General features: G+C 65.9%; 20 protein-coding genes and 1 tRNA gene. 14 read left to right on the top strand and 7 right to left on the bottom strand.

What is annotated here, in order from left to right; translation table 11 throughout:
- The 8 genes from clpS to CH305_RS17795 all read left to right on the top strand — a co-directional run bounded on the left by clpS (position 1) and on the right by CH305_RS17795 (position 5,852).
- Positions 1-360 (top strand): ATP-dependent Clp protease adapter ClpS, encoded by a 360-nt coding sequence (clpS, locus tag CH305_RS17760; protein WP_170944785.1) that lies wholly within the window; start codon positions 1-3, stop codon positions 358-360.
- 40 nt (positions 361-400) lie between these two features.
- Complete coding sequence (locus CH305_RS17765; protein ID WP_032375959.1) at positions 401-970, top strand: DUF2017 domain-containing protein; 570 nt, start codon at positions 401-403, stop codon at positions 968-970.
- Between the two features lie 9 nt (positions 971-979).
- Positions 980-2,065 carry a P1 family peptidase gene (locus tag CH305_RS17770; protein ID WP_094704451.1) on the top strand — a complete coding sequence of 362 codons (1,086 nt, stop codon included), beginning with the start codon at positions 980-982 and terminating at the stop codon, positions 2,063-2,065.
- 107 nt (positions 2,066-2,172) lie between these two features.
- Positions 2,173-2,754, top strand: coding sequence for a rhomboid family intramembrane serine protease (locus tag CH305_RS17775; RefSeq protein ID WP_371828252.1), 582 nt, complete (start codon positions 2,173-2,175; stop codon positions 2,752-2,754).
- A 112-nt stretch (positions 2,755-2,866) separates the two neighbouring features.
- Positions 2,867-3,625, top strand: a complete 759-nt coding sequence (locus CH305_RS17780; RefSeq protein ID WP_176457261.1) for a cyclic nucleotide-degrading phosphodiesterase — start codon at positions 2,867-2,869, stop codon at positions 3,623-3,625.
- Between the two features lie 21 nt (positions 3,626-3,646).
- Entirely contained in the window at positions 3,647-4,432 is a 786-nt protein-coding gene (gene rph, locus CH305_RS17785; RefSeq protein WP_032375961.1) for a ribonuclease PH, read from the top strand.
- Positions 4,425-5,039 carry an RdgB/HAM1 family non-canonical purine NTP pyrophosphatase gene (gene rdgB / locus CH305_RS17790; protein ID WP_094704452.1) on the top strand — a complete coding sequence of 205 codons (615 nt, stop codon included), beginning with the start codon at positions 4,425-4,427 and terminating at the stop codon, positions 5,037-5,039. The genes rph and rdgB overlap by 8 nt, the downstream gene beginning before the upstream one ends.
- Before the next feature lie 3 nt (positions 5,040-5,042).
- Positions 5,043-5,852: a triacylglycerol lipase gene (locus CH305_RS17795; RefSeq protein ID WP_094704453.1), complete on the top strand. Its 810-nt coding sequence runs from the start codon at positions 5,043-5,045 to the stop codon at positions 5,850-5,852.
- Between the two features lie 2 nt (positions 5,853-5,854).
- On the opposite strand, the gene CH305_RS17800 is transcribed toward CH305_RS17795, so the two are convergent.
- The 4 genes from CH305_RS17800 to CH305_RS17815 form a co-directional block, all read right to left on the bottom strand.
- Complete coding sequence (locus CH305_RS17800; RefSeq protein WP_032375964.1) at positions 5,855-6,208, bottom strand: DUF3817 domain-containing protein; 354 nt, start codon at positions 6,206-6,208, stop codon at positions 5,855-5,857.
- Positions 6,205-6,606, bottom strand: a complete 402-nt coding sequence (locus CH305_RS17805; protein WP_032375965.1) for a glucitol operon activator — start codon at positions 6,604-6,606, stop codon at positions 6,205-6,207. Before CH305_RS17805 ends, CH305_RS17800 begins: the two co-directional genes overlap by 4 nt.
- Positions 6,607-6,694: 88 nt before the next feature.
- Positions 6,695-7,354 (bottom strand): maleylpyruvate isomerase family mycothiol-dependent enzyme, encoded by a 660-nt coding sequence (locus CH305_RS17810; RefSeq protein WP_094704454.1) that lies wholly within the window; start codon positions 7,352-7,354, stop codon positions 6,695-6,697.
- 71 nt (positions 7,355-7,425) lie between these two features.
- Positions 7,426-7,507: transfer RNA gene (locus CH305_RS17815), tRNA-Leu, on the bottom strand.
- Positions 7,508-7,590: 83 nt separating this feature from the next.
- Here CH305_RS17815 and CH305_RS17820 point away from each other — a divergent pair.
- The gene (locus tag CH305_RS17820; protein WP_032402293.1) at positions 7,591-8,379 is read left to right on the top strand and encodes a TetR/AcrR family transcriptional regulator; all 789 of its coding nucleotides are present in this window, start codon (positions 7,591-7,593) and stop codon (positions 8,377-8,379) included.
- Here the strand turns inward: CH305_RS17820 and CH305_RS17825 are convergent.
- Positions 8,346-9,077 carry a hypothetical protein gene (locus CH305_RS17825; RefSeq protein WP_143545296.1) on the bottom strand — a complete coding sequence of 244 codons (732 nt, stop codon included), beginning with the start codon at positions 9,075-9,077 and terminating at the stop codon, positions 8,346-8,348. The two genes, CH305_RS17820 and CH305_RS17825, sit on opposite strands and share 34 nt — an antisense overlap.
- Before the next feature lie 433 nt (positions 9,078-9,510).
- Here CH305_RS17825 and CH305_RS17830 point away from each other — a divergent pair, with 433 nt between their 5' ends.
- Both CH305_RS17830 and CH305_RS17835 read left to right on the top strand, forming a co-directional pair.
- Positions 9,511-18,813 carry a type I polyketide synthase gene (locus CH305_RS17830; protein ID WP_094704456.1) on the top strand — a complete coding sequence of 3,101 codons (9,303 nt, stop codon included), beginning with the start codon at positions 9,511-9,513 and terminating at the stop codon, positions 18,811-18,813.
- Positions 18,813-19,205: a holo-ACP synthase gene (locus CH305_RS17835; RefSeq protein WP_032375969.1), complete on the top strand. Its 393-nt coding sequence runs from the start codon at positions 18,813-18,815 to the stop codon at positions 19,203-19,205. Before CH305_RS17830 ends, CH305_RS17835 begins: the two co-directional genes overlap by 1 nt.
- A 75-nt stretch (positions 19,206-19,280) precedes the next feature.
- Here the strand turns inward: CH305_RS17835 and CH305_RS17840 are convergent, their stop codons facing one another.
- Positions 19,281-19,922, bottom strand: coding sequence for a TetR/AcrR family transcriptional regulator (locus tag CH305_RS17840; protein WP_371829127.1), 642 nt, complete (start codon positions 19,920-19,922; stop codon positions 19,281-19,283).
- A gap of 349 nt (positions 19,923-20,271) precedes the next feature.
- Here CH305_RS17840 and CH305_RS17845 point away from each other — a divergent pair, with 349 nt between their 5' ends.
- Together CH305_RS17845 and CH305_RS17850 are read left to right on the top strand one after the other, a co-directional pair.
- Positions 20,272-21,600 carry a hypothetical protein gene (locus CH305_RS17845; protein WP_256983848.1) on the top strand — a complete coding sequence of 443 codons (1,329 nt, stop codon included), beginning with the start codon at positions 20,272-20,274 and terminating at the stop codon, positions 21,598-21,600.
- Positions 21,601-21,674: 74 nt separating this feature from the next.
- The gene (locus CH305_RS17850) at positions 21,675-23,039 is read left to right on the top strand and encodes a dipeptidase (RefSeq protein WP_094704458.1); all 1,365 of its coding nucleotides are present in this window, start codon (positions 21,675-21,677) and stop codon (positions 23,037-23,039) included.
- Here the strand turns inward: CH305_RS17850 and bcp are convergent.
- Positions 23,028-23,501: a thioredoxin-dependent thiol peroxidase gene (gene bcp, locus CH305_RS17855; RefSeq protein WP_094704459.1), complete on the bottom strand. Its 474-nt coding sequence runs from the start codon at positions 23,499-23,501 to the stop codon at positions 23,028-23,030. The two genes, CH305_RS17850 and bcp, sit on opposite strands and share 12 nt — an antisense overlap.
- 77 nt (positions 23,502-23,578) lie before the next feature.
- Here bcp and CH305_RS17860 point away from each other — a divergent pair, with 77 nt between their 5' ends.
- The gene (locus CH305_RS17860) at positions 23,579-23,800 is read left to right on the top strand and encodes a DUF3618 domain-containing protein (protein ID WP_032375974.1); all 222 of its coding nucleotides are present in this window, start codon (positions 23,579-23,581) and stop codon (positions 23,798-23,800) included.
- Positions 23,801-23,815 lie beyond the last annotated feature (15 nt).

Raw genomic sequence — 23,815 nt, forward strand, 5'->3', positions numbered from 1 at the left:
ATGCCTTGGTTGACGGTGGATGGAACGCTTCTGCCCGTGGACGGCGTCTCGGCAGGTGATGTTGTCGCAGCATCACCGCAGGCGGTTCCGGCCCAGACCGAGGCCGTTGCTGCCGACGAGTCACACGACACTCCATGGGTCACGATCGTGTGGGACGACCCGGTCAACCTGATGCACTACGTGACCTACGTGTTCCAGAAGCTCTTCGGCTACAGCAAGGCCAAGGCCACCGAGCTGATGATGCAGGTGCACTCCGAGGGCAAAGCCGTCGTGTCTAGCGGCGAGCGCGACGCGATGGAGAACGATGTTCGACGCCTGCATGCGGCTGGTCTGTGGGCCACGATGCAGCAGGACAAGTAGTAGCTCACCACCTCTACGTCAGAGAAGGACATCAGCAACAGTGCGCACGTGGACGAGACGGAATTCGCTGTCCGGGGTCAAGATCAAATCCGAGATCGACGCGCGTGAGGCGGCAGTGCTTCGGTCTCTCGTCGGCTCGGTACTGGGACTGCTGCGCGACCGATCCGCCGCTGCCCCCACCGACGAGCTGGCCGCGCTGACCGGTCTGCGTACCGGCCACAACACTCCGCCCGACGATGCCGCGCTGGCGCGGCTGCTTCCGGACTTCCACCGCGCCGATCCCAGCCGCGACGAGGAGGATCCGACCGACCTCAACGGCGCTCTGCGTGGCCTCCACGAGCCCGAGATCATCGACGAGAAGTTGGCGGCCGGATCGATCATCCTGGCCACGCTTCCCGAGTCCGGTGGCAAGATCGTGCTGACCCAGGAGCAAGCGGATGCATGGTTGACCGGCCTCAACGACGTGAGGCTGGCGCTCGGCACGACGCTGGGGATCAGTGCGGACACACCGGACGTCCTCGACGAGGGTGATCCTCGCGCTCCGCATCTCGATGTGTACCACTGGCTGACCTGGATGCAGGATTCACTCGTACAGGTCCTCATTCCCTAGGACGCGCGCGTGACCGCAGCCTTCTCCAACCCCGGACCGCGGGACTCTCTGACCGACGTGGCAGGTCTTCTGGTCGGTCACCATCACGAACTCGACGACGACGCCACGATGGGATCCGGCTCGGCCACCGGTGCCACCGTGGTGCGTGCACTCGGTGGAGCGACGGCCGCAGTCGACGTCCGCGGCGGCGGGCCGGGAACTCGCGAGACCGATCTGCTCGATCCGAGCCATTCCGTTCAGCACGTCAACGCGATACTGCTGACCGCGGGCAGTGCGTACGGGCTCGCGGCCGCAGACGGCGTCATGCGATGGCTGGAAGAGCACGGTCAGGGCATTCCGATGGGCAGTCCCGATCACGTCGTTCCGATCGTGCCGGCTGCGGTGATCTTCGATCTTCCGGTCGGTGAGTGGACGGCGCGTCCGACCTCGGAGTTCGGCTATCTCGCGGCGGCAGCAGCGGCGGCCGAATTCGCTACGGGATCGGTCGGAGCAGGAGTCGGTGCTCGTGCCGGAGTGCTCAAGGGCGGCGTGGGCACCGCGAGCACGGTGATCGAAGGCGGTCCGGCCGACGGGGTGACGGTCGCGGCGCTGATGGTCGCCAATCCTGTGGGCGCGGTATTCGACCCCCGCACCGGATTGTTGTGGGGCACCGGCACACTCGGGCCCGCAGCGTTCGGCATGCGCAAGCCCGACGTCAACGAGGTGTGGACCGCCTCGGCGCTCGAACCCAAGGGCACTGCCCTGAACACCACGATCGGTGTGGTCGCCACCGACGCGACACTGTCGTCGGCGTCGTGCAAGAGGATTGCCGTCGCGGGTCACGACGGTCTTGCTCGGGCCATTCGGCCTGCGCACTCGCCCCTCGACGGCGACACGATCTTTGCCGTGTCCACGGGCACCAGAGCCGTCACTGCCGAGTCCTCGGTCCCCGCCGCGTACTCGGCGGAGCTACCGGTCCTGGCGGCGGTCACCGAAGCCGCGGCGATCGTCGTCGAGCGGGCCATCGTGCGTGCCCTGCTCGACGCCACCTCGGTGGCCGGCATCCCTACCTACCGCCAGATCTTCCCGTCGGCGTTCGCCGCGTCGCGCACCTGAGGGCAGGTCTCGACCCGTCCCTGACCGGTACCGTGGAGGAACCGAGGTTGGAGGCGATCATGAGTGATATCGGCAAGCTTCCCGGCAAGCGTGAGCGGCCGGTCTGGATGCAGGCCGCCGTCTACGTCGGGGCATTCACCGCGCTGCTGTGGATCATCGAGATCATCGATGTGGCCAGCGGGTCGAGGCTCGAACGCAACGGCATCGAGCCGCGTTCGGTCGAGGGTTTGTGGGGCATTCTGTTCGCGCCCGTGCTGCACGACGACTGGCAGCATCTGATCGCGAACACCGTGCCGATCATCGTGCTCGGGTTTCTGGTGTTGCTCTCCGGACTGGCGCGTGGGCTGGCTGCCACCGGGATCATCTGGGTGGTCGGCGGGTTCGGCACCTGGCTCACCGCCGGCTCCTACTCGAACACGATCGGTGCGTCGATTCTGATCTTCGGGTTCATCGCATACCTGTTGGTGCGCGGCTTCTTCACGCGCAAGCTCGGGCAACTCGCGATCGGTGTGGTGGTGTTCGTGCTGTACGGCAGCGCCCTGTGGGGCGTGCTCCCGAGTGATCCGAACATCTCGTGGCAGGGACATCTGTTCGGTGCGGTGGGCGGAGTGATCGCGGCTCGACTGTTGTCAGCCGATGCGCGCGCCGAGAGGTCGCGTGCGAAATCGCTCGATCGGCTCACTCCGTAGGTGCGAGGTAACTGCAGACACACCTGTCGTCGCTGGTGAATTTCGCCGACTCGCGCTGTGAATACTGCCCGAACGTTTCTGGTGATGCTCTCGGCGTGGCAGCATGGCTTTCATGCGAATTACCGTCCTGGGATGTTCGGGCAGCGTGTCCGGACCCGATTCACCCGCGTCGGGCTACTTGCTGGAAGAAGAGGAGACCGCTCCGGTCGTTCTCGACTTCGGTCCCGGCGTGCTCGGGGCGTTGCAGCGTTACGCCGACCCGGGGGATGTGAGTGTTCTGCTCTCGCATCTGCACGCCGATCACTGCCTCGATGTTCCAGGTCTGCTGGTGTGGCGTCGCTACCATCCGAACCCGCCGGAAGGTCGAGCGATCGTCTACGGGCCGAAGGACACGGCGTTTCGGCTCGGAGTCGCCTCGGCAGAGTGCGGCGGGCAGATCGACGACATGTCCGACACGATCGACCTACGACGCTGGGTGGACGGCCGCACCGTGGAGTTCGGCAAATTGTCGATTCTGACGCGGCAAGTGTTCCATCCGCCGGAGTCGTACGGCATGCGGATCACCACCGGTGAGGGCCGCACCTTCACGTACAGCGGCGACACGGGAATGTGTCAGGCGGTGCGGGATCTGGCGCACGGAGCCGATGTGTTCCTGTGCGAGGCATCGTGGACCGACAGCCCCGAGCGACCCGAGGGCGTGCACTTGTCCGGAACCGAGGCCGGCCGAATCGCTCGCGAGGCCGGGGTCGGAGAATTGCTGCTGACCCACATTCCGCCGTGGACGTCTCGCGAGGACGTCATAGCCGAGGCCAAAGCGGAGTTCAGTGGACCGGTGCATGCCGTTCTTCCGGGGGACGTATTCACCGTCTGAGGACGCGCTAGGCTTCGAGTCGTGTCCAGACGAGAAGACGGCAGGGCGGACGACGAGCTCCGCAACATCAAGATCACCCGTGGATTCACCAGCCATCCGGCAGGGTCGGTGCTGGTCGAGTTCGGCAACACCAGGGTGATGTGTACGGCCAGCGTCGAGGAGGGCGTGCCGCGTTGGCGAAAGGGATCCGGCCTCGGTTGGCTCACCGCCGAATATGCGATGCTTCCGGCCGCGACGCATACCCGCAACGGCCGCGAGTCCGTCAAGGGCAAGGTCGGCGGACGTACTCAGGAAATCTCTCGCTTGGTCGGACGTTCACTGCGTGCCTGCATCGATCTGGCCGCCATCGGTGAGAACACCATCGCACTCGACTGCGACGTACTCCAGGCGGACGGCGGCACCCGAACTGCTGCCGTCACCGGAGCGTTCGTGGCGCTCAACGACGCCGTCACCTACCTACGGGCAGCGGGACGCCTGGCCGATCCGCAGCCGATTTCGTGCATGATCGCCGCGGTCAGCGTCGGCGTCGTCGACGGACGGGTGCGTCTCGACCTGCCGTACGAAGAGGATTCGCGTGCCGAGGTCGACATGAACGTGGTCGCCACCGACACCGGCACCCTGGTGGAAATTCAAGGCACCGGAGAAGGCGCGACCTTCCCGCGCACCACACTCGACAAGTTGCTCGACTCCGCGTTCGTCGGCATCGAGAAGTTGTTCGAGGTTCAGAAGGAAGCTCTGGCGCTGCCGTACCCGGGGGATCTGCCCGAGCCGGCCGCCGCGGGATCGAAGAAGAAATTCGGTGCCTGATACCAAGCTCCTGGTCGCGAGTCGCAACGCGAAGAAGTTGCGTGAATTGCGGCGAGTTCTCGACGCTGCCGGGCTCGTCGGCATCGAGTTGATCCGTCTCGACGAAGTGCCTCCCTTTCCCGAGGCACCCGAGACCGGAGCGACCTTCGAGGACAACGCGCTGGCCAAGGCTCGCGACGGAGCCGCAGCCACCGGATTGCCTTGTGTTGCAGACGATTCCGGAATCGAGATCGATGCACTCAACGCGATGCCCGGGGTGCTGTCGGCTCGCTGGTCGGGTGCACACGGGCAGGACGAGGCCAACACCGCGCTGGTGCTGGCTCAGTTGACGGACACGCCCGACGAGCGCCGCGGGGCGGCATTCGTATCGGCATGTGCGCTGGTGCTGCCAGGCGGCAGCGAGACCGTGGTCCGCGGGGAATGGCGGGGGGTCGTGGGGCGAGAGCCGATGGGGGAGAACGGTTTCGGCTACGATCCGATTTTCGTTCCCGAGGGCGACGGCCGCAGTGCAGCGCAGCTGAGCCCGGACGAGAAGGACGCGGCCTCGCATCGCGGCCGCGCGCTACGCAAACTTGTTCCCGCGCTCGAAGAACTGACGGGGCGGTAGCTCGTGGGGGCGCGCGCAGTGCTGGGGCGTACGTCGGTTGCGCTCGCCGGCGTCGCGGTAATTCTGACTGGTATCCCGGCCTCGGCCAAACCTGCGGCAGGCTCGTTCGCCGAGGCTCTCGCATATTCGATCGCGCACCCTGGAGTGACGCCTCCGGGCTCGAACGACTACTCGTGCGTCCCCAGTGCGCAGCACCCGGAACCGGTGGTGCTGGTGCACGGTTTCCTGGAGAACTCGTACGACAACTGGGCGTCCTTGTCGCCGAACTTGGCCGATGCCGGGTACTGCGTGTTCGCGATCGACTACGGAAACACCGGGCCTGTGCCCGCGCTCGGAGCACTCGAGTCCATCCCCGAGAGCGCTGCCGAACTGTCGACGTTCGTCGATTCCGTCCTCGCGGCAACAGGAGCCGAGAAGGTGTCGATCGTCGGTCACTCGAAGGGTGGCACGGTGCCCCGCTACTACGCGCGCTTCCTCGGTGGGGATCGCACGGTGGCACGGATTGTCGCGTTGTCGCCGCCGAACTATCCGACTGCGGGCCCGCCCGTGCAGGACGACGTGCTGCAGAGACTGAACGAGGGGAGCGACACCGTCACGGGGATCGAGTACACGACGATCGTCACCCGCTACGACCAGATCGTCGTTCCGTACACCGCGTCACTGCTGACCGGTGCAGGAAACACGAACGTGGTGTTGCAGGACGTATGCCCGGCCAACGTCGTCGAGCACACAGGGATCTCCTACGATCCGCTCGCCAAGCGGCTGGTGCAGAACGCACTGGATCCGGAGAACTCGCAGCCGATCAGCTGCTGACGTCAGACGGCGAAGTCGGCTTTGACCTGCTTGGTGCGCTTGTGCTCGATGTAGAACGACAGGAACGGGATGGTGCCGGCCAGTAGCGTGCCGATGGTGCGGCCGGCGGGCCAGCGCACCTTGATCGCGAGGTCGATCGTCAGGATCAGGTACACGAGATAGACCCAACCGTGCACGACGGCAATCCAATTCGGCACGTTCTCGGCCTTGAAGATGTACTTCGCGACCATCTCGGCCACGAGGACCAGCAACCAGATACCGGTGGCATAGGCCAGAACGCGGTAACGCAGCAACGCGGATGCAATCTTCTGGGTCTTGTTCGCAGATGCCTGCGCCTTCTCCGGTGCCGAACTCACGTGGTGCTCCTGTCGGTCCCGCGGGATTCGTTCAGCTCCGCGAGGTAGCTGTTGTATTCGAGTAGTTGCCGGGCCTCGGGATCGTCGAGATCGCTCGTATCCGCCGCCGGGGCATGCCGCTGGGGAAGCAGGTCGAGGGGCACCTCGGTGGGACCGTCGGGTCGCGCGGCTGCCGCTTCGTCCGGATCCTCGTCCTCGAGTCGGACGAATTTGCGGTAGGCGTACACCACGAACGCGGCGAACAAGGGCCACTGGAACGCGTACCCCAGGTTCTGGCCGTTGCCACCGACCGACTCGAAGCGTTCCCACTGCCACCAGCCGAGGCCGAGACAGACCGCCGCCGCCACCACGACCAGCGCGATCAACGCAGGTCGACGGTTCGGGCGGGAGGTGGTCACGCTTCGACGGTACCGGAGGTACTACTACTGGAGGTAGTCGCGTGCTGCGGCCCGGCGGTGATTCTCACCATGAACGGCCCTGGTGTTCCTACGATCGTCGCCGACTCGCCCGCGCCGCCGCGAGTCGGTCCGCACCCGCGCCGGTGACGTCGGCGAGCGCGCTGCTACGTCCGGTAAGAATCAGCGCCAGCGTGCCCGCCGATCCTTCGATGATCGGACCGTCGCCGCGGGTCCAGTCGAGATCGGTTGCGCGCCAATGCAATCGAAGCTCGGGGCCTTTGAACGGTGCCGCGCCGGTTGCGGGCACCAGGAAATCGAGCATCGTGATCATGCGGTGGTCGGGAACGTGGTGCTCGATGCCCAGCGGCCGACACATGTCCAATCCATGCACGATGACGTCGGACAAGGGAGCCATCGGCCCGTGTCCCGGCGGGGTGAACTTCTTGTCTGCGTGAGCTGTGAGGAGCGCGGGTAATTCGGCGCCGTGCTTGCGACGCACACGCTGGGTCATCAGCTGATTGGCCCGGTCGAAGTTGCCTCGGGTACGTGCCATGGCGAGGCCGAATTGCCAGAGGGGGACGATCAGCGGGACCACCAGATGGGCGGCGACGTCGCGCACAGTCCAGGCGTCGCACAGCGACGGGGTGTCCCATTGTTCGGGGGTCAAGGTCTCGAGTGTGCGCGCGATGGAGCGTCGTTCTTCGGAAATTTCGGCGAAGATCGCGTCGTCGTCGGGATCGCTGGACATACGAGCCACCTTCACACGTCGGAACCTGCAAACCTGGGAGTCTCGAGAAGGGCCGGGCCGAACGACCGTTGTGCGCGAGGGGGGACTTGAACCCCCACGTCCTGAGACACTGGAACCTAAATCCAGCGCGTCTGCCAATTCCGCCACTCGCGCGTGCCGGTGAAGTCTACAACCGATGCTCCTACGTGTGCGACGCGGTTCTTCGAGCCAGGTCGACCTCCGATTAGGCTCGCCGGGTGGTGAAGAAGGAGAACTCGTTCGACCCGGCGCGCATCCTCGAGTTGCTGTGGCGGGTGGGGGCGAAGCCGAGCCGAACAGGGCTGAGCGTGGACGCGATCGTCGACGCCGCCATCGAGCTGGCCGACGCGCACGGCCTCGAGTCCGTGTCGATGCGCAACGTGGCCGAGCATCTCGGGGTCGGCGCAATGTCGCTCTACACCCACGTTCCGGGTCGAGAGGAGTTGGCGGATCTGATGATCGACCGATCCCTTGTCGGCCTTTACTCGCATGCCGACGAGCCGTCTTCTGTTCCCGGCGGGTGGCGTCCTGCTCTGCGGTTCGTCGCCGAGCGCAATTGGTCTCTGTATCAACGGCATTCGTGGCTGCTGGAGGCGGAAGGGGCGCGGCCGGTGCTGGGTCCGCACACCAACGACAAGTACGAGGCCGAACTACGCCCCCTGGTCGGCACCGGCCTGACCGACATCGAGATCGACTCCGTGCTCACACTCGTACTCACGCACGTCTCCGGTACCGCGCGTGCCCTCGCGGGCGTCGTGCGGGTGAAGGAGCAGTCGGGAATGACCGACGCCCAGTGGTGGGCGGCCACTGCTCCGATCATCGAACGGGTGATGGACCGTGAGCGTTTTCCGGTGTCGTCTCGGGTCGGAACGGCCGCGGCGGCGTCGTACGACGCCGCCAGCGACCCCGTGCACGCCTACCGGTTCGGGTTGGAGTGCATTCTCGACGGTGTGGAGGCGCTGATGTCTCGCGGTCAGCCTGCCGATCGCAATTCCGCTTCGGAGTGACCCTGCTTCGCCCTGCGTGATTTGTGCTGATATCGCCACACCGCGTGCTCGAGCGAGGCGAGGTCGGTGCCGAGTGCGTTCGCTGCCGCTGTGAGGATCGCGGGGAAGCGGTCTTCGGCAATTCCAGCGGCGAGGTTCTGGCGGAGCGGTTCGAGTGCGTCGGCGACGAACGAGTTCAGATGTGCGGTCGCCTTGTCGGTGCGCACCCCGAGATGCATGAGCATGCACTCCCAGGTGGTCTCGCCGAGGCCGGGGATCGCGCGGAACGCATCGAATTGTTCTTTCGTGTGCTGCTCGAAATCGGTCGAACAGCTCAGCCCCACCGAGATCAACGTCTGTGCCGCCACGGTTGCAGCTGCTGCCTTGGTTCGACTGTTGCCCGGAACGAACTGACGGTTGGACAGAATCTCGACGAGTACACCCGGGTCCGAGGTCAGTTCTGCGAGTGTTGTCAAGTCGTCGAGTCGGTTATCGCCACGATGCGATCGCCATCGCGCGAGCACTGCGCGGACCCCGCTGGTCGGTCCGCCGTACGGGGCGCGGGCGGAGAACAGTGCATCGAGCAGCGCGACCTCGCTCTCGCCGCGCCACCCGGGTGTCCAGTGCGGCGAACGTGATTGTGACGCAACCGATTCGATGTGCAGCAGTACTGCGTCGAGTTCGTTCGGTGTGTAGATGTCTGTTACCGATGAATACATGAATTCCCCCCGAATTCTGTCGACCACCCTCGTGAGGAGTGGTTCGAGTGACGAAGCTAGAGGACCCCACCGACAGGATTGACTGGAGCTGATCTGTGCTCGAGATCACATCACGAAAAGATAACGAAAAATACGAGGGTTTCCTCATGTTCTGCGCGCCGAGGCGATCCCCTCGCCAGGGTGAATGTGGGTTACCGACGAGTTGGGTAAACAAAAAGTAATGCCGCGCGACGGGGCGTACTCGCTGGTAGCACTCGGACGTCCGAGCAAACCTGAGGATTTCCTCATGATTTTGTGTCAATCTTGAGCAGCGCGGAGAGACCTGTCGACGACGACCGGCTCACTGCTTCTGCCTGTAGCCCACGACGCACTCGGGCAGCCACCACAGCGAGCGCCCCGACCCCCGAGGCGCCCACGAGAGGAATCTTCAGCCTTGACGATCAACGAGAGCACACCATCACACGGACGCGGCACGCGGGGGAACGGCAACGCAGGCAAATCCCCTAGAAGCAATGGCGGCTCTCGGACTCTGGCAGATCGTTTCGCCGCGGGTGAGCCCTACGCTCTGGCATTCGGTGGCCAGGGTGCACCGTGGCTCAGCTCCCTCGAAGAGCTGGCCCGCGACTCCGCACTCGAGCCCGAACTCACCGATCTCGTCAACGAGGCTGCAGCCGTACTCGCGCCCGTCTCCGACGAGCTACTGGTCGTCCGCTCCGTCGGATTCGACCCCATCGGCTGGATGCTCGAGCAGGATCTCGCCGACGACGACACTGTCGGCTCGTACGGACCGTCCGAGGCTGCGCTGACTTCCGCCGCAGTCTCGCTTCCCGGAGTGTTTCTCACCCAGGTCGCAGCACTGCGTGCGCTGAAGCTGCAGGGACTCGATCCCTCCCAGACCCCTCCCGTCAAGGTGGTCGGACACTCGCAGGGGCTCATCGCTGCCGAGTCCGTCGCTGCGGACGGTGCGCAGGATGCGAACTTCCTCGCGATCGCTCAGCTCGTGGGTGCAGCAGCGGGTCTCGTCGGCCGCCGCCGCGGAATCATCGGAGCAGGCGACCGTGCGCCGATGGTCTCGGTCGCCAACGTCGAGCCCGAACGCCTGCAAGCCATCATCGCCGACCTGGAGATCGTCGGAGCGCCGGAGCGATCCGCCGCACTCGCTATCCGCAACGGTCGTCGTCGCGTCGTACTCTCGGGACCGCCGGCCCAGCTGGCCCGCGTTCAGGAGAAGTGCGAGCAGATCGCTGCCGAGGAAGAGCGTGAGCGCGACGCCAAGAAGCGTGGCGGAGCCGTGTTCGCTCCGGTCTTCGAGCAGCTTCCGGTCGAGATCGGCTTCCATCACCCCGCTCTCGAGGACGCTGTCGAACTCGTCAGCGCCTGGGCTCAGCGCTGTGGACTCGACGTCGAGCTTGCTCGCGGCCTCGCACAGAAGATCCTGGTCGACTCCGTGGATTGGGTCGACGCCATCGACGGCGTTGTCGACGCCGGTGCCGATTGGATCCTCGACCTCGGTCCGGGCGACCTGCTCACCCGCATGACCACTCCGGCACTGCGCGGACAGGGCGTCGGCATCATCGCCGCATCCTCACGCGGGGGCCACCGGAATCTACTCACTCCGGGAGCCGCACCCGAGGTGCAGCCCGCATGGTCTGCCTTTGCGCCCAAGCCGGTCACGCTGCCCGACGGCCGCGTTGTGGTCGAGACCTCCTTCACCAAGATGACCGGACGTTCACCGATCCTGCTCGCCGGCATGACGCCGACGACGGTCGACGCGAAGATCGTTGCCGCAGCGGCCAACGCAGGCCACTGGGCCGAGCTCGCCGGTGGCGGCCAGGTCACCGAGGACATCTTCACCGATCGCGTCGCGGAGCTCTCCACTCTCCTCGAGCCCGGCCGCGCCATCCAGTTCAACTCGCTGTTCCTCGATCCGTACCTGTGGAAGCTGCAGCTCGGCGGTCGCCGCATCGTGCAGCGCGCTCGCGCAGCAGGTGCCGCCATCGACGGCGTCGTCGTCACGGCAGGAATCCCCGAACTCGACGAGGCAGTCGCTCTCATCGAAGAGCTGTCCGAGGCGGGCATCAGCTACGTCTCGTTCAAGCCCGGCACCGTCGCGCAGATTCGCGCCGTCATCCGCATCGCCAACGAGGTGCCGTCCTACCAGGTCAACGTCCACATCGAAGGTGGCCGCGCAGGCGGGCACCACTCGTGGGAGGACCTCGACGACCTGCTGCTGACCACCTACGCGGAGCTGCGGTCGCGGCCCAACCTCGTCATCTGTGTCGGCGGCGGCATCGGAACCCCCGAGCGCGCAGCGGAATACCTCACCGGCACCTGGTCGGCCGTTTACGGCTACCCCAAGATGCCGCTCGACGGAATCCTCGTCGGCACCGCTGCCATGGCCACCCTCGAAGCCACCACGGCACCCGAGGTCAAGCAGCTTCTCGTCGACACACCGGGAACTCCCGACTGGGTCGGGGCCGGAACCGCCACCGGCGGAATGGCTTCGGGCCGTAGCCAGCTCGGTGCCGACATCCACGAAATCGACAATGCGGCATCGCGTTGCGGTCGACTGCTCGACGAGGTCGCCGGCAACGCCGACGCCGTGGCCGAGCGCCGCGACGAGATCATCGCCGCACTCGACGGCACTGCAAAGCCGTTCTTCGGTGACGTCGCCGAGATGACCTACCAGCAGTGGCTCGCCCGCTACCTGGATCTGGCCATCGGTACCGACTCGCGCAGCGACTTCGATTGCGGCGGTGAGTTCACCGATGCCGTGACCGAGGCACGTGAATCGGTATGGCTCGACATCACCTGGCGCACCCGCTTCCTGGAGATGTTGCAGCGCGCCGAGGCTCGTCTGCACCCGGTCGATCGCGGACCCATCCCCACCCTGTTCGCCGACGCCGAGGTTCTCGAACGTCCGCGCGCAGCACTGAAGTCGCTGCTCGCGCAGTTCCCCGACGCCGCCGATGTGGTGCTGCACCCGGCCGACATCACCTTCTTCACCTCGCTGTGCCGGATGCCCGGCAAGCCGGTCAACTTCGTCCCCGTCGTCGACGGTGACGTGCGCCGCTGGTGGCGCAGTGACTCGCTGTGGCAGGCACACGACCCTCGCTACTCTGCCGATCAGGTCTGCATCATCCCCGGAACCGTTGCCGTTGCAGGCATCACCCGTGTGGACGAGCCGGTCGGCGAACTGCTGAACCGTTTCGAGAAGGCCACTGCGGACCAGCTTCTCGCTGAGGGTGTCGAGCCGGCGGCCATTGCCAGCCGCCGCCACGCCGAGATCGCGCCCGGACTGCTGGGCATCGTGCTGGCAGCTCCCGACGTCACCTGGGCTTCGCGTATGACGCAGAACCCCGTTGCACGCCTGGGTGATCCTGCCGAGTGGACCGTCGATTCCGATTCGGTCGCCTCGCATCCGCAGACCGGCTCCTCACTGACCGTGCTCGATGCCGAGCATGTGGAGCTGCTGGTTCCTCTCGCTCCGGGCAAGGAAGTACGCATCCGTCTGACGGTGCCCGCCTCCACGATCGACGGCGGCGCTCCCGTCGTCACCGCACAGGATGCCCAGCAGGCCATGTCGGCACTACTCGGAGTTGCTGCCGGCCAGGAGCTTCCGGCCGTCAAGGGCGGCGTCGCGCGGCTGAACATCGCGTGGATCCCCGACCTGATCGCCGACCACGCCGGCGTCACCGGTTCCGGACTGCCCGACACACTGACCGTCAGCGGCAAGGCCGTTCCCGACGTTCTGGTCGGTGCCTGCTGGCCCGCCGTCTTCGCCGTCCTCGGTGCTACCCGCAACGCCGAAGGCATCGACGTCATCGAGGGCATGCTCGACCTGGTGCACCTCGATCACAGCGTCAACCTGGTCGGTGAATTGCCTACCGACACTTCGATTCTCGTCGTCAAGGCGGCTGCGGGAGAGGTGCTCGACACCGACCTCGGGCGCGTCGTCGAGGTCACCGTCGAGATCGGTGCCATGCTCGGCGAGGGCCTCGATGCTCCTTCTGTCGCAACCCTGGTGGAGCGCTTCGCGATTCGTGGACGCACCGGCAAGGGCGAGCTGTCCGATCCGGCTCGCGCCGGCGGATCCCTCAGCGCCGACGCCAAGGACACCCCGCGTCGTCGTCGCCGTCAGGCCACCATCGTGGCCCCGCGCAACATGGCGGCGTTCGCTCAGGTCTCGGGTGATCACAACCCGATTCACACCTCGGACGCCGCAGCACTGCTCGCCGGTCTCGGCAGCCCGATCGTGCACGGCATGTGGCTCTCCGCGGCTGCCCAGCAGACGGTCACCGCAGTCGACCACGCGGACACCAAGACTCCGCCGCGTCGCCTCACTGCATGGACGGCACGCTTCCTCGGCATGGTTCGTCCAGGAGCCGAGATCGACGTTCGCGTCGACCGCACCGGGTTCGACCAGGGTGCAGAGCTCGTCGAGGTGTCCTGCCGTGTCGCAGGCGAACTCGTCATGGTCGCCACTGCTCGCACCGCTGCGCCGAAGACCGTCTACGCATTCCCCGGCCAGGGCATCCAGCGCCCGGGCATGGGACTGGACGCACGGGCTCGGTCGAAGGCCGCACGTGAGGTGTGGGAGCGTGCCGACAAGCACACCCGCAGCGCACTCGGATTCTCGATTCTCGCTGTGGTGCGCGACAACCCGACAACTCTCAAGGCGCGCGGCGTCACGCACAAGCATCCCGACGGCGTGCTGCACCTGACCCAGTTCACCCAGGTCGCGATGGCCGTTCTCGGTGTCGCACAGGTTGCCGAGCTGCGCGAATCCGGTGCGTTCGTGGAGAACTCCATCCTCGCCGGCCACTCGGTGGGTGAGTACAACGCACTCGCCGCTGTCGCCGGTGTGCTTCCGCTCGAAGCCGTCCTCGAGGTCGTCTTCCAGCGTGGCTCGGCCATGCACGCACTCGTTCCTCGTGACGAGAACGGCCGCAGCGACTACCGGATGGCAGCCATTCGCCCGTCTCAGATCGGCCTGGCCGACGAGGACGTGCAGGGCTTCGTCGCCGGTGTCGCAGCAGAATCCGGTGAGTTCCTCGAAATCGTCAACCTCAACCTGCGCGGTTCGCAGTACGCCATTGCAGGCACGGTCGCCGGCCTCGGCGAGCTCGAGAAGAAGATCGCGATTCGACGGGCAGAATTCGGTGGCAAGGCCGCCTACATCATGGTTCCGGGCATCGACGTGCCGTTCCACTCGACCGTGCTGCGCGGGGGAGTCGACGACTTCCGCAACCGCCTGCAGACCCTGCTGCCCGAGCAGCTGGATCCGGCGATCCTGGTGGGGCGCTACATCCCGAACCTGGTGCCCAAGCCGTTCTCGCTCGACCGCGAGTTCGTCCAGGAGATCGCCGATCTGGTGCCGTCCGAGCCGCTGAACACTGTTCTCGCGGACTTCGATTCGTGGGCCGCACGGCCGAGCGACCTGTGCCGGGTGATTCTGACCGAGCTGCTGGCATGGCAGTTCGCCAGCCCGGTTCGATGGATCGAGACGCAGGACCTGCTGTTCGCGGACGAGTCCGACGGCGGCATGGGCATCGAACGCTTCGTCGAGATCGGCCTCGGTGCAACGCCGACCGTCGCCAACCTCGCGTCGCAGACCCTCAAGCTGCCCGGCCGCTTCGGTCACCCGGTCGAGGTGCTCAACCTCGAACGTGAAGCCGCGATCGTCTACGGCACCGACACCGACCCGGCTCCGGCCGACGAGGACGAGGCAACTCCCGCTCCCGAGACCGCCGCTCCTGCAGCCGCGGCTGCTCCGGCGGCAGCACCTGCTCCGGCAGCTGCACCGTCGGGCGGACCTCGCCCGGACGACATCGCCTTCGTCGCTGCAGACGCGACCAAGATCCTCATCGGCCTGTGGACCAAACTGCAGCTCGATCAGATCGGGCCCGCCGACACCATCGAGGCACTGTGCGACGGCGTCTCCTCACGTCGTAACCAGCTGCTCGTCGACCTCGGCTCCGAGCTCTCGCTCGGTGCCATCGACGGCGCAGCCGATGCCGACATGGGCGCGCTCTCGGGCACGGTCAACAAGCTGGCTCGTACGTACAAGCCGTTCGGCCCAGTGCTCAGCGATTCGATCAACGATCACCTCCGCAAGGTGTTCGGCCCCTCGGGTCGACGCCCGGCCTCGATCGCCGATCGCGTCAAGAAGACCTGGGAACTGGGCGACGGCTGGGCGCATCACGTCACCGCCGAGGTCGCTCTCGGCACCCGTGACGGTGCCTCGGTCCGCGGCGGTGCACTCGGCGGCCTGGCCGACGGCGCTCTCGCCGACGGCTCTGCTGTCGACAACGTCATCGATGCGGCAGTAGCCGCGGTGGCCGCACGTCGCGGCGTCGCAGTCTCGATGCCGCAAGCAGGCGGTGGAGCCGGCGGAACCGTCGACGCTGCTGCTCTGGGTGAGTTCACCGAGCACATCACCGGCCGCGACGGCGTTCTCGCCTCCGCAGCCCGGTTGGTGCTCGAACAGCTCGGACTGGCCGATGCCCCCAACTCGCTGCTCGCCGAGGACCCCGACGCCGCTCTGGTCGAGCTGGTCTCCGCCGAACTCGGATCGGACTGGCCCCGCCTGGTCGCTCCCGCGTTCGACGCCAAGCGCGCCGTGCTGATCGACGACCGGTGGGCAACTGCCCGTGAGGATCTGGCCCGGTTGTGGCTCGGTACCGCAGGCGATGTCGCCGTCGAGTCCTTTGCAGGCGCAGGCAATGCTGTTGCAGCTCAAGCACAGTGGTGGAAGGCCAAGGCCGACTACGAGAACAAGACCGTGCTCGCCGAGACCTTCGGACGCATCGCGGACATCGCGGTCGCATCCGAGGACAAGGGCCAGTGGGCCGACGAGGTCGCTGTCGTCACCGGTGGCAGCAAGGGATCCATCGCAGCAGCGGTGACCGCCAAGCTGCTGGCCGGGGGAGCGACGGTCTTCGTCACCACCTCCAGGCTCGACGACGAGCGGCTCGGCTTCTACCGGGCGCTCTACCGCGACAACGCACGTAGCGGAGCGTCGCTGTGGGTGGTTCCGGCCAATATCGCGTCGTACACCGACGTCGATGCTCTCATCGAGTGGATCGGCAGCGACTTCATCGACACTGCCGGTGGCGCAAAGACTCTGGTCAAGGCCGCCACCACGCCGACGATGCTGTTCCCGTTCGCCGCACCCCGGGTCATGGGCGAGATGTCCGACGCCGGTGCTCGCGCCGAGATGGAAATGCGCGTGCTGCTCTGGTCGGTCGAGCGTCTGATCACCGGACTGGCGAAGGTCGGCTACGACACCGACATCGACACCCACCTGCACGTGGTGCTGCCGGGATCGCCGAACCGCGGAATGTTCGGTGGCGACGGTGCCTACGGCGAGTCGAAGGCTGCACTCGATGCGGTTGTCGCCAAGTGGGGCTCGGAGAAGAACTGGGCCGAGCGGGTGTCCATCGCCCACGCTCACATCGGGTGGGTGCGTGGCACCGGCCTGATGGGTGGCAACGATCCCATCGTCGAGGCCGTCGAGGCCGAGGGTGTGCGCACCTGGTCGACCGAGGAGATGGCGACCGAGCTGCTCGAACTGTGCACACCTGCCGCTCGTCGTCAGGCTACGCAGGAACCGATCACCGCCGATCTCACGGGCGGCCTGGCCAACACCAAGCTCAACCTCGTCGAGCTCGCTCGGGACGCAGCTGCGGCCGCGGCCGAGAAGACCGAAGAGGCAGTGGACAACTCGGTGATCGCGGCACTGCCCGCACCGCCGCGGCTGTCGACGTCGACCACGGCTCCGGCATGGCCGACCCTGGATGTCGATCCGAAGGACCTGATCGTCATCGTCGGTGCAGGTGAGCTCGGACCGTACGGTTCGGCGCGTACCCGCTTCGAGATGGAGGTCGACGAGCAGCTCTCTGCCGCAGGCGTTCTCGAACTCGCATGGAATACCGGCCTGATCGCCTGGGAGAACGATCCCAAGCCGGGTTGGTACGACATCGAGTCCGGTGACCTGGTGCCCGAGGAAGACATCGCCGACAAGTACCACGACATCGTGGTCGAGAAATGCGGTATCCGCACCTACGGCGACGACGGTGCGATGGTCGGCAACACCGCTCCGCTGATGACCTCGATCTTCCTCGACAACGACCTCACCTTCGTGGTCGGAACCGAGATCGATGCCCGGTCGTTCGCGGCAGCGGATCCCGAGCACACGCTGATCACACCGGTTCCCGATTCGAGCGACTGGCAGGTCACCCGCAAGGCAGGCACCGAGATTCGCGTTCCGCGCAAGATGAAGCTCACCCGCACCGTGGGTGGACAGATTCCGACCGGATTCGATCCCACCAAGTGGGGCATCTCGCCCGACATGGCCAGCTCGGTCGACCGAGTCGCCCTGTGGAACATCGTCACCACGGTCGACGCGTTCATCTCCTCGGGCTTCAACCCGTCGGAACTGATGCGCTGGGTGCACCCGACGCTGGTCGCCAACACGCAGGGCACCGGCATGGGCGGCATGGAGTCCATGCGCTCGCTGTACATCGATACCCTGCTCGGTGATGCTCGTGCGAACGACATCCTGCAGGAGGCTCTGCCGAACGTCGTTGCTGCGCACGTGGTCCAGTCGTACATCGGTAGCTACGGCGCGATGGTTCACCCCGTCGCCGCCTGTGCCACCGCTGCAGTCTCGGTCGAGGAAGGCGTCGACAAGATCAAGCTGGGCAAGGCTCAGCTCGTGGTCGCCGGCGGATTCGACGACCTGAGCACCGAAGGCATCATCGGCTTCGGCGACATGTCGGCCACCGCGGACTCGGCAGCGATGTCCGCCAAGGGAATCAGCGACCGACGCTTCTCGCGGGCCAACGACCGCAGGCGCGGTGGATTCGTCGAATCGCACGGCGGCGGAACGATTCTGCTCGCCCGCGGCGATCTGGCACTCGAGATGGGCCTACCGGTTCTCGGAGTGGTTGCCTACGCACAGTCGTACGGCGACGGAGTGCACACCTCCATCCCGGCTCCGGGACTCGGCGCGCTCAGTGCCGGTCGCGGCGGCAAGGACTCGGCACTTGCGCTCTCGCTCAACGCACTCGGCGTCAGTGCAGACGACGTGGCCGTGATCTCCAAGCACGACACGTCCACCGCAGCCAACGACCCGAACGAGGCGGAACTGCACACCCGCCTCGCCAAGGCCATCGGCCGCTCGGACGGCGCTCCGCTGTTCGTCGTCTCGCAGAAGAGCCTCACCGGACACTCGAAGGGTGGAGCGGCTGCCTGGCAGCTGATCGGCCTGTGCCAGGTGCTGGCCAACGGCGTCATTCCGCCGAACCGCAGCCTCGACTGCGTCGACGACAAGATGACCGGCTTCGAGCATCTGGTGTGGGCACGGGAGCCGTTGCGCTTCGGCGACTCGGTTCCGCTCAAGGCGGGTCTGCTCACCTCGCTCGGATTCGGGCACGTGTCCGGACTCATCGCTCTGGTGCACCCGCAGGCGTTCATCGAGGCCGTTCCCGCGGATCGCCGTGCGGAGTACATCGCCAAGGCGAACGAGCGTCGAATTGCCGGTCAGCGCAGGCTGATCTCCGCAATGGTGGGAGGCGACTCCCTCTACGAGCGGCCCGACGATCGACGGCTCGGACATGACGGGACGCCGGCCAAGGCGTCGCGCGAACTGGAGGCAAACGTGTTGCTCAACGAGTCCGCTCGCCTCGGCGAGGACGATGTCTACTCCTCCGGTCTGCCGGGTGCCATCTGATGGCGATTCTCGGAGTGGGTTTCGACCTGGTGACGGTGTCCGACTTCGCCGAGCAGATGGAGAAGGTCGGCACGACGATGATTCGCGACAGCTTCACCGCGGGTGAGCGTCGGCATGCCGCGACGAAGAGTTCCGATCCGACCCGCCACTACGCAGCACGGTGGGCCGCCAAGGAAGCAGTGCTGAAGGCTTGGGCGACATCGCGATTCGCTCGGCCGCCGCAGATCGGTGACAACCCGTACCCGTTGATCGAGGTCGTCAACGATGCGTGGGGCCGTCCGTCCATCAAGCTGCACGGCATCGCGCAGGAGTTCCTGCCGACGGTCAAGATTCACCTGTCGCTGACGCACGACGGCGACATCGCTGCCGCGGTGGCGATCCTGGAGGAGTGAGTCTCCGCTGAAACGAGTAAGGCCCGTCCGATCCACGAGATCGGGCGGGCCTTTCGTCTGTGCGGGCTCGGTTGCTCAGGCTTGCTCGTTATCGCTCGCCGAGCCGCCGGAACGCCTGCTCTCCTTCTCGGCGACGAGCAGATAGGCCATCATGATGCGTTTGAGTTCGGCGACGGCGTCTTCGTGGCTCTGGCCGTCCTGCACGGAGAAGTTGAGCATCGAGTAGACGATGTGCACCAGCACCTGAGCCATGAGGTTCCTGCGGTGCCGTGGTGTGCGCGGAGTCAACGGCCCGAGCATGCGCGAGACCTGATCGGCGAACTCTCGCTCGTGGATGACTCCGGTCGCACGCGTCGACGGCGTCGACTGCATGGCGAGCCACACCTCACGGCGCGACGGGTCGGTCATCCACATGCCCGCCATGTGGTCGACGAAGTTGTTGAGGAACCGCACCCAATCCAGCGACGGGACCTCGCCGTCGAATTCGGCCAGCTCCTGTTGTACTCCGACGAGGTCCTGGCGATTGAGCTCGCAGACGATGACGTATTTGTTGGCGAAGAACTGGTACAGCGTGCCGATCGGCAGTTCGGCGCGCGACGCGACTTCCTCGCAGGTGAACGACTCGAACCCCACGTCGCTGAGCAACTCACGCGAGGCCTGCAGCAGGGCGTCGAATTTGCGTTGACTGCGTTCCTGGGTGGGTCGGCGGCGCGGCATCAGTTCCTGCGTCTGTGCCGTCGACTCGAGCGCGGCGTCGAGACGGCGCGAGGACTGAGCACGAGCAGAGGATTCCACCCGGTCAGGCTATCCGGCGGACGGGCCCGGTAGCCACACCTGGTCCGCTACCTGCGGGTCGGCAGCCGAGAGTTTCGAACGAACATGGGGTTGACGACAACGACCGGTTCCAATCCCTGTGACAAACTCCAAGACCGATCTGGACCAATTTAACCGTCAACAGGTATGGTTCAAGGAACAGAATCAATTTCCGTGCAGGGTGATCGTCGTTCGGATCCGCTGGATGACGTTCATGGTCGGGTGCCTCCACCCTGAGCACAGGGAGACTGCCATGGCAACCATTGGTATAGCGATCGAATCTGGCTCGATGCAGACAATTCTTGTCGAGCCGACCTCAGGCGAGGTACTCGCCGATCGGACGACGCCACTGCACCCCGACGCGGCCACCGTACTGACCGAAGCGATCGAGATCATGCGTGCCGAGGCCGCGACCCTCGATACCGACGTCGACGCAGTAGGCGTGGTGTATCGATCCGAGGCGGAACGCGCCGAATTCAGCGGTGCTCTCGGCGACGAACCTGTGACGTTGTGTTCGGCGTCCGAGTCGTTCCTGACCTGGCTGGCCCAATCGGAAGAACTCGCCGACGCGAAGACAGTGCTCCTGTACTACATGGGTGAGGCTGGCGTCTCCATCTCTCTTGCGGATGCCGCAGAGGCATCGTTCACCCCTACGAGAACCGCCGAGCTGGATTCGATGTCGCCCGAACGCATCGGCAGCACCATTCCACTGGCGTGGGACGTAGTGGATCACTCCGGCAAGAAGCCCGAGTTCGTGGCCCTGTTCGGCGACTCGTCGAGCAATCGCGACCTCGTCGACATCCTGGCTCTCGGACTCGGTGTTCCCGTGATGCGAGTGGGAGATGCCGATCAGATCGCCGCACGAGGGGCTGCGCTACTGGCGCTCGCGGACGGGCCGGCCCCAGTGGAAGAGGCAGTCGCAGCGCCGGCCGTCGCGCCGGTGGAGCCGTTGTCCGCCGAATCGGAGCCGGAGCAGACTGCCGAACCCGACGAGGCCGACGCTCAGGACACTGTCGCGACGCCACTACTCGTGACCGCTGTTTCTGCGTCCGCAGTGCCGACGGTTGCCGACTCGAAGCCATCACAGGCCGGGAGCTCCGGTCGCAAGCTCGTGTTCGCAGCCGTGCTGCTGGCGGGCGTGCTGTCGGCAGGTGTTGCGGTTGCTGCAACGTTACCGGGTGACTCGGAATCCACCGCGGAGCAGAGCGTCGACCAGCGTGATGCCGGTGCCGATCTGGCCGGGGCAACCCGTTACGTGGACCCAATGACGACGACCGACCCGGCTGCCCTGGCCGCACCGGCCCTTGCACCGCTACCGGAGACGATTCCTCCTACCGTGGATCCGGCAACCGTTGCCACACCGACACCGACAACGGACGCGTGGGCCACGCAGGATGCGCCGCAGGCCGTGGTCGCTCCGCAGCCGGCTCCCGCTCCGACGAAGGTCGACCCTCCGCAGTTCACCGTCCCTGTCGTTGTGCCGGAGCCGGGAAAGTCGCAAGAGCAGCTCGAGCAGGAAGCGTGGGATCGACACTGGCAGCAGACCGGTGAGTGGATTCATCAGGAGTTGGCCGGGGGCTGACAGCGGGCGCTCCGCGCTACGAGTGATGACAGACTGGCGAGAGCCTGTCTGTCATTTTCTCGTTTGGAGGACTCATGCCTGCCGATGCACCACCCGTGGACGTTCGATCCGACATCGAAGCGGCGATGCCCCGAGCGAAAGCGGAGTTGGCAGAGCTGGTTCGGTTCACGTCGGTACACGATCCCCGACAGTTTCCGGTCGAGGAATGCTTCGGTGCGGCACGCTGGGTGCAACAGGCTTTCCTGGACGCGGGTGTTCCGGACGTGCAGTTGATCGAGACGGTCGACGGCTCGCTGGCCGTTGTCGGCTCGCGTCCGGCACCCGCGGGAGCGCCGACCGTTCTGCTCTACTCGCACTATGACGTTCAGCCTCCGGGAGAGCAGAATCTCTGGAACAGTGCGCCTTTCGAGCTGACCGAGCGAGACGGTCGGTGGTACGGGCGAGGATCGGCCGATTGCAAGGGCAACGTGATCATGCACCTGTTGGCGCTTCGGGCGCTGGGGGAGTCCATCGGTGTGGGCGTTCGGATCGTCTGTGAGGGTTCGGAAGAGACGGGCACGGGTGGGCTCGAAGCGCTCGTGGAGCAGCGACCGGAATTGTTCGCCGCCGACGTGGTCGTCATCGGCGACACCGGGAACGCGCGGGTGGGCCTGCCGACGGTGACGACCACTCTTCGCGGTATCGCCAATGTGGTGGTACACGTGGAAACACTTGCAGGAGAGGTTCATTCCGGCATGTACGGCGGTCCGGCTCCCGATGCGCTCGCCGCGTTGGTGCAGGTGCTCTCCACCCTGCGCAACGAGCAGGGTGACACCGTGGTCGACGGTCTCGACGGAGGGCAGACGTGGGACGGAGTCGCGTACGAGACGGAACAGTTCCGCTCCGATGCCGGGGTGCTCGACGGCGTCCGGCTGGCGGGCTCGGGCACTGTGGCCGACGCGGTGTGGGCGCGGCCCGCTCTGACCATTCTGGGTATCGACTGCCCGCCCGTCGTGGGGTCTGCGGCGGCGATCTCACCGCGTGCGTCCGCGAGGCTCAATTTGCGCGTACCGCCGGGAATGGATCCCAAGACGGCTCAGGATGCTTTGGTGGCTCATCTCGAGGCGCGAACGCCGTGGAATGCGCGCGTCACCGTTGAGCGTGAGGCTGTCGGATCGCCCTTCCGGGCCAGGACCGACGGACCGGGCTACGCAGCACTGTCCGAGGCGCTGGAAGAGGCGTTCGGGCATCCGATGGGGACGGCCGGGCAGGGCGGGTCCATTCCGCTGTGCAACGCGTTGGCTCAGGTGCTGCCGGACGCCGAGATCGTGCTGATGGGCGTCGAGGAACCTCGGTGCCGGATCCACGCTCCCAACGAGAGCGTGGACCCGACGGAGATCGAGAAGATGGCCGTCGCCGAGGCGTTGTTCCTGCAGCGGCTGGCCGGGTCAGACGGCTAGATCGCGGCGGAGCTTGGCGACGTGGCCGGTGGCGCGGACGTTGTACTGCGCTACCTCGATCTTGCCGGCCTCGTCGACGAGGAACGTGGAGCGGATGACGCCCTCGTAGACCTTGCCGTAGTTCTTCTTCTCCCCGAATGCGCCCCACGCCTGCAACGTCGTCTTCTCCTCGTCGGAGAGCAGCGGGAACGTCAGCTCTTCCTTGTCGCGGAACTTCGCGAGCTTGGCCGGCTTGTCGGGGGAGATGCCGATGACTTCGAGGCCTTCGCCGTTGAGCTCGGCGAGACTGTCGCGGAAGTCGCAGGCCTGCTTGGTGCAGCCGGGGGTGCTCGCGGCGGGGTAGAAGTACACGATCACCTTCTTGCCTGCATAGTCGGCGAGGGAGACGTCGTTGCCGTCGGAATCGGGCAGGGTGAACGCCGGAGCGGTGTCGCCCGGCTCGAGCTTGCTGTATTCGGTCACCGCACGAGACTATCGAAATATCGTCGTGCTCTAGGCTCGACTGCGACCGAGACTATTTGCAACAAGTTGGAGGACACGTGGCCAAGGACACCGACCGAATCGAGCGCGAGATCGAGGCCGCTCGCAATCAGCTCGCCAGCACCCTGGACGAGCTGAGCGTCCGTGCCAGCCCCAAGAACATCGTCGCCAACACCAAGCAGTCCGTGGTGGCAAAGCTCAACGAGCCGGCAGTGAAGTTCACTCTGCTCGGAGTGGGCGCAGTGGTGGCAGTTCTCGTGGTTCGCAGGATCTTCAACTGACGCAACAGGCGCTTT

The organism is Rhodococcus sp. 15-649-2-2, from assembly GCF_002258645.1.
GTDB lineage: Bacteria > Actinomycetota > Actinomycetes > Mycobacteriales > Mycobacteriaceae > Rhodococcoides.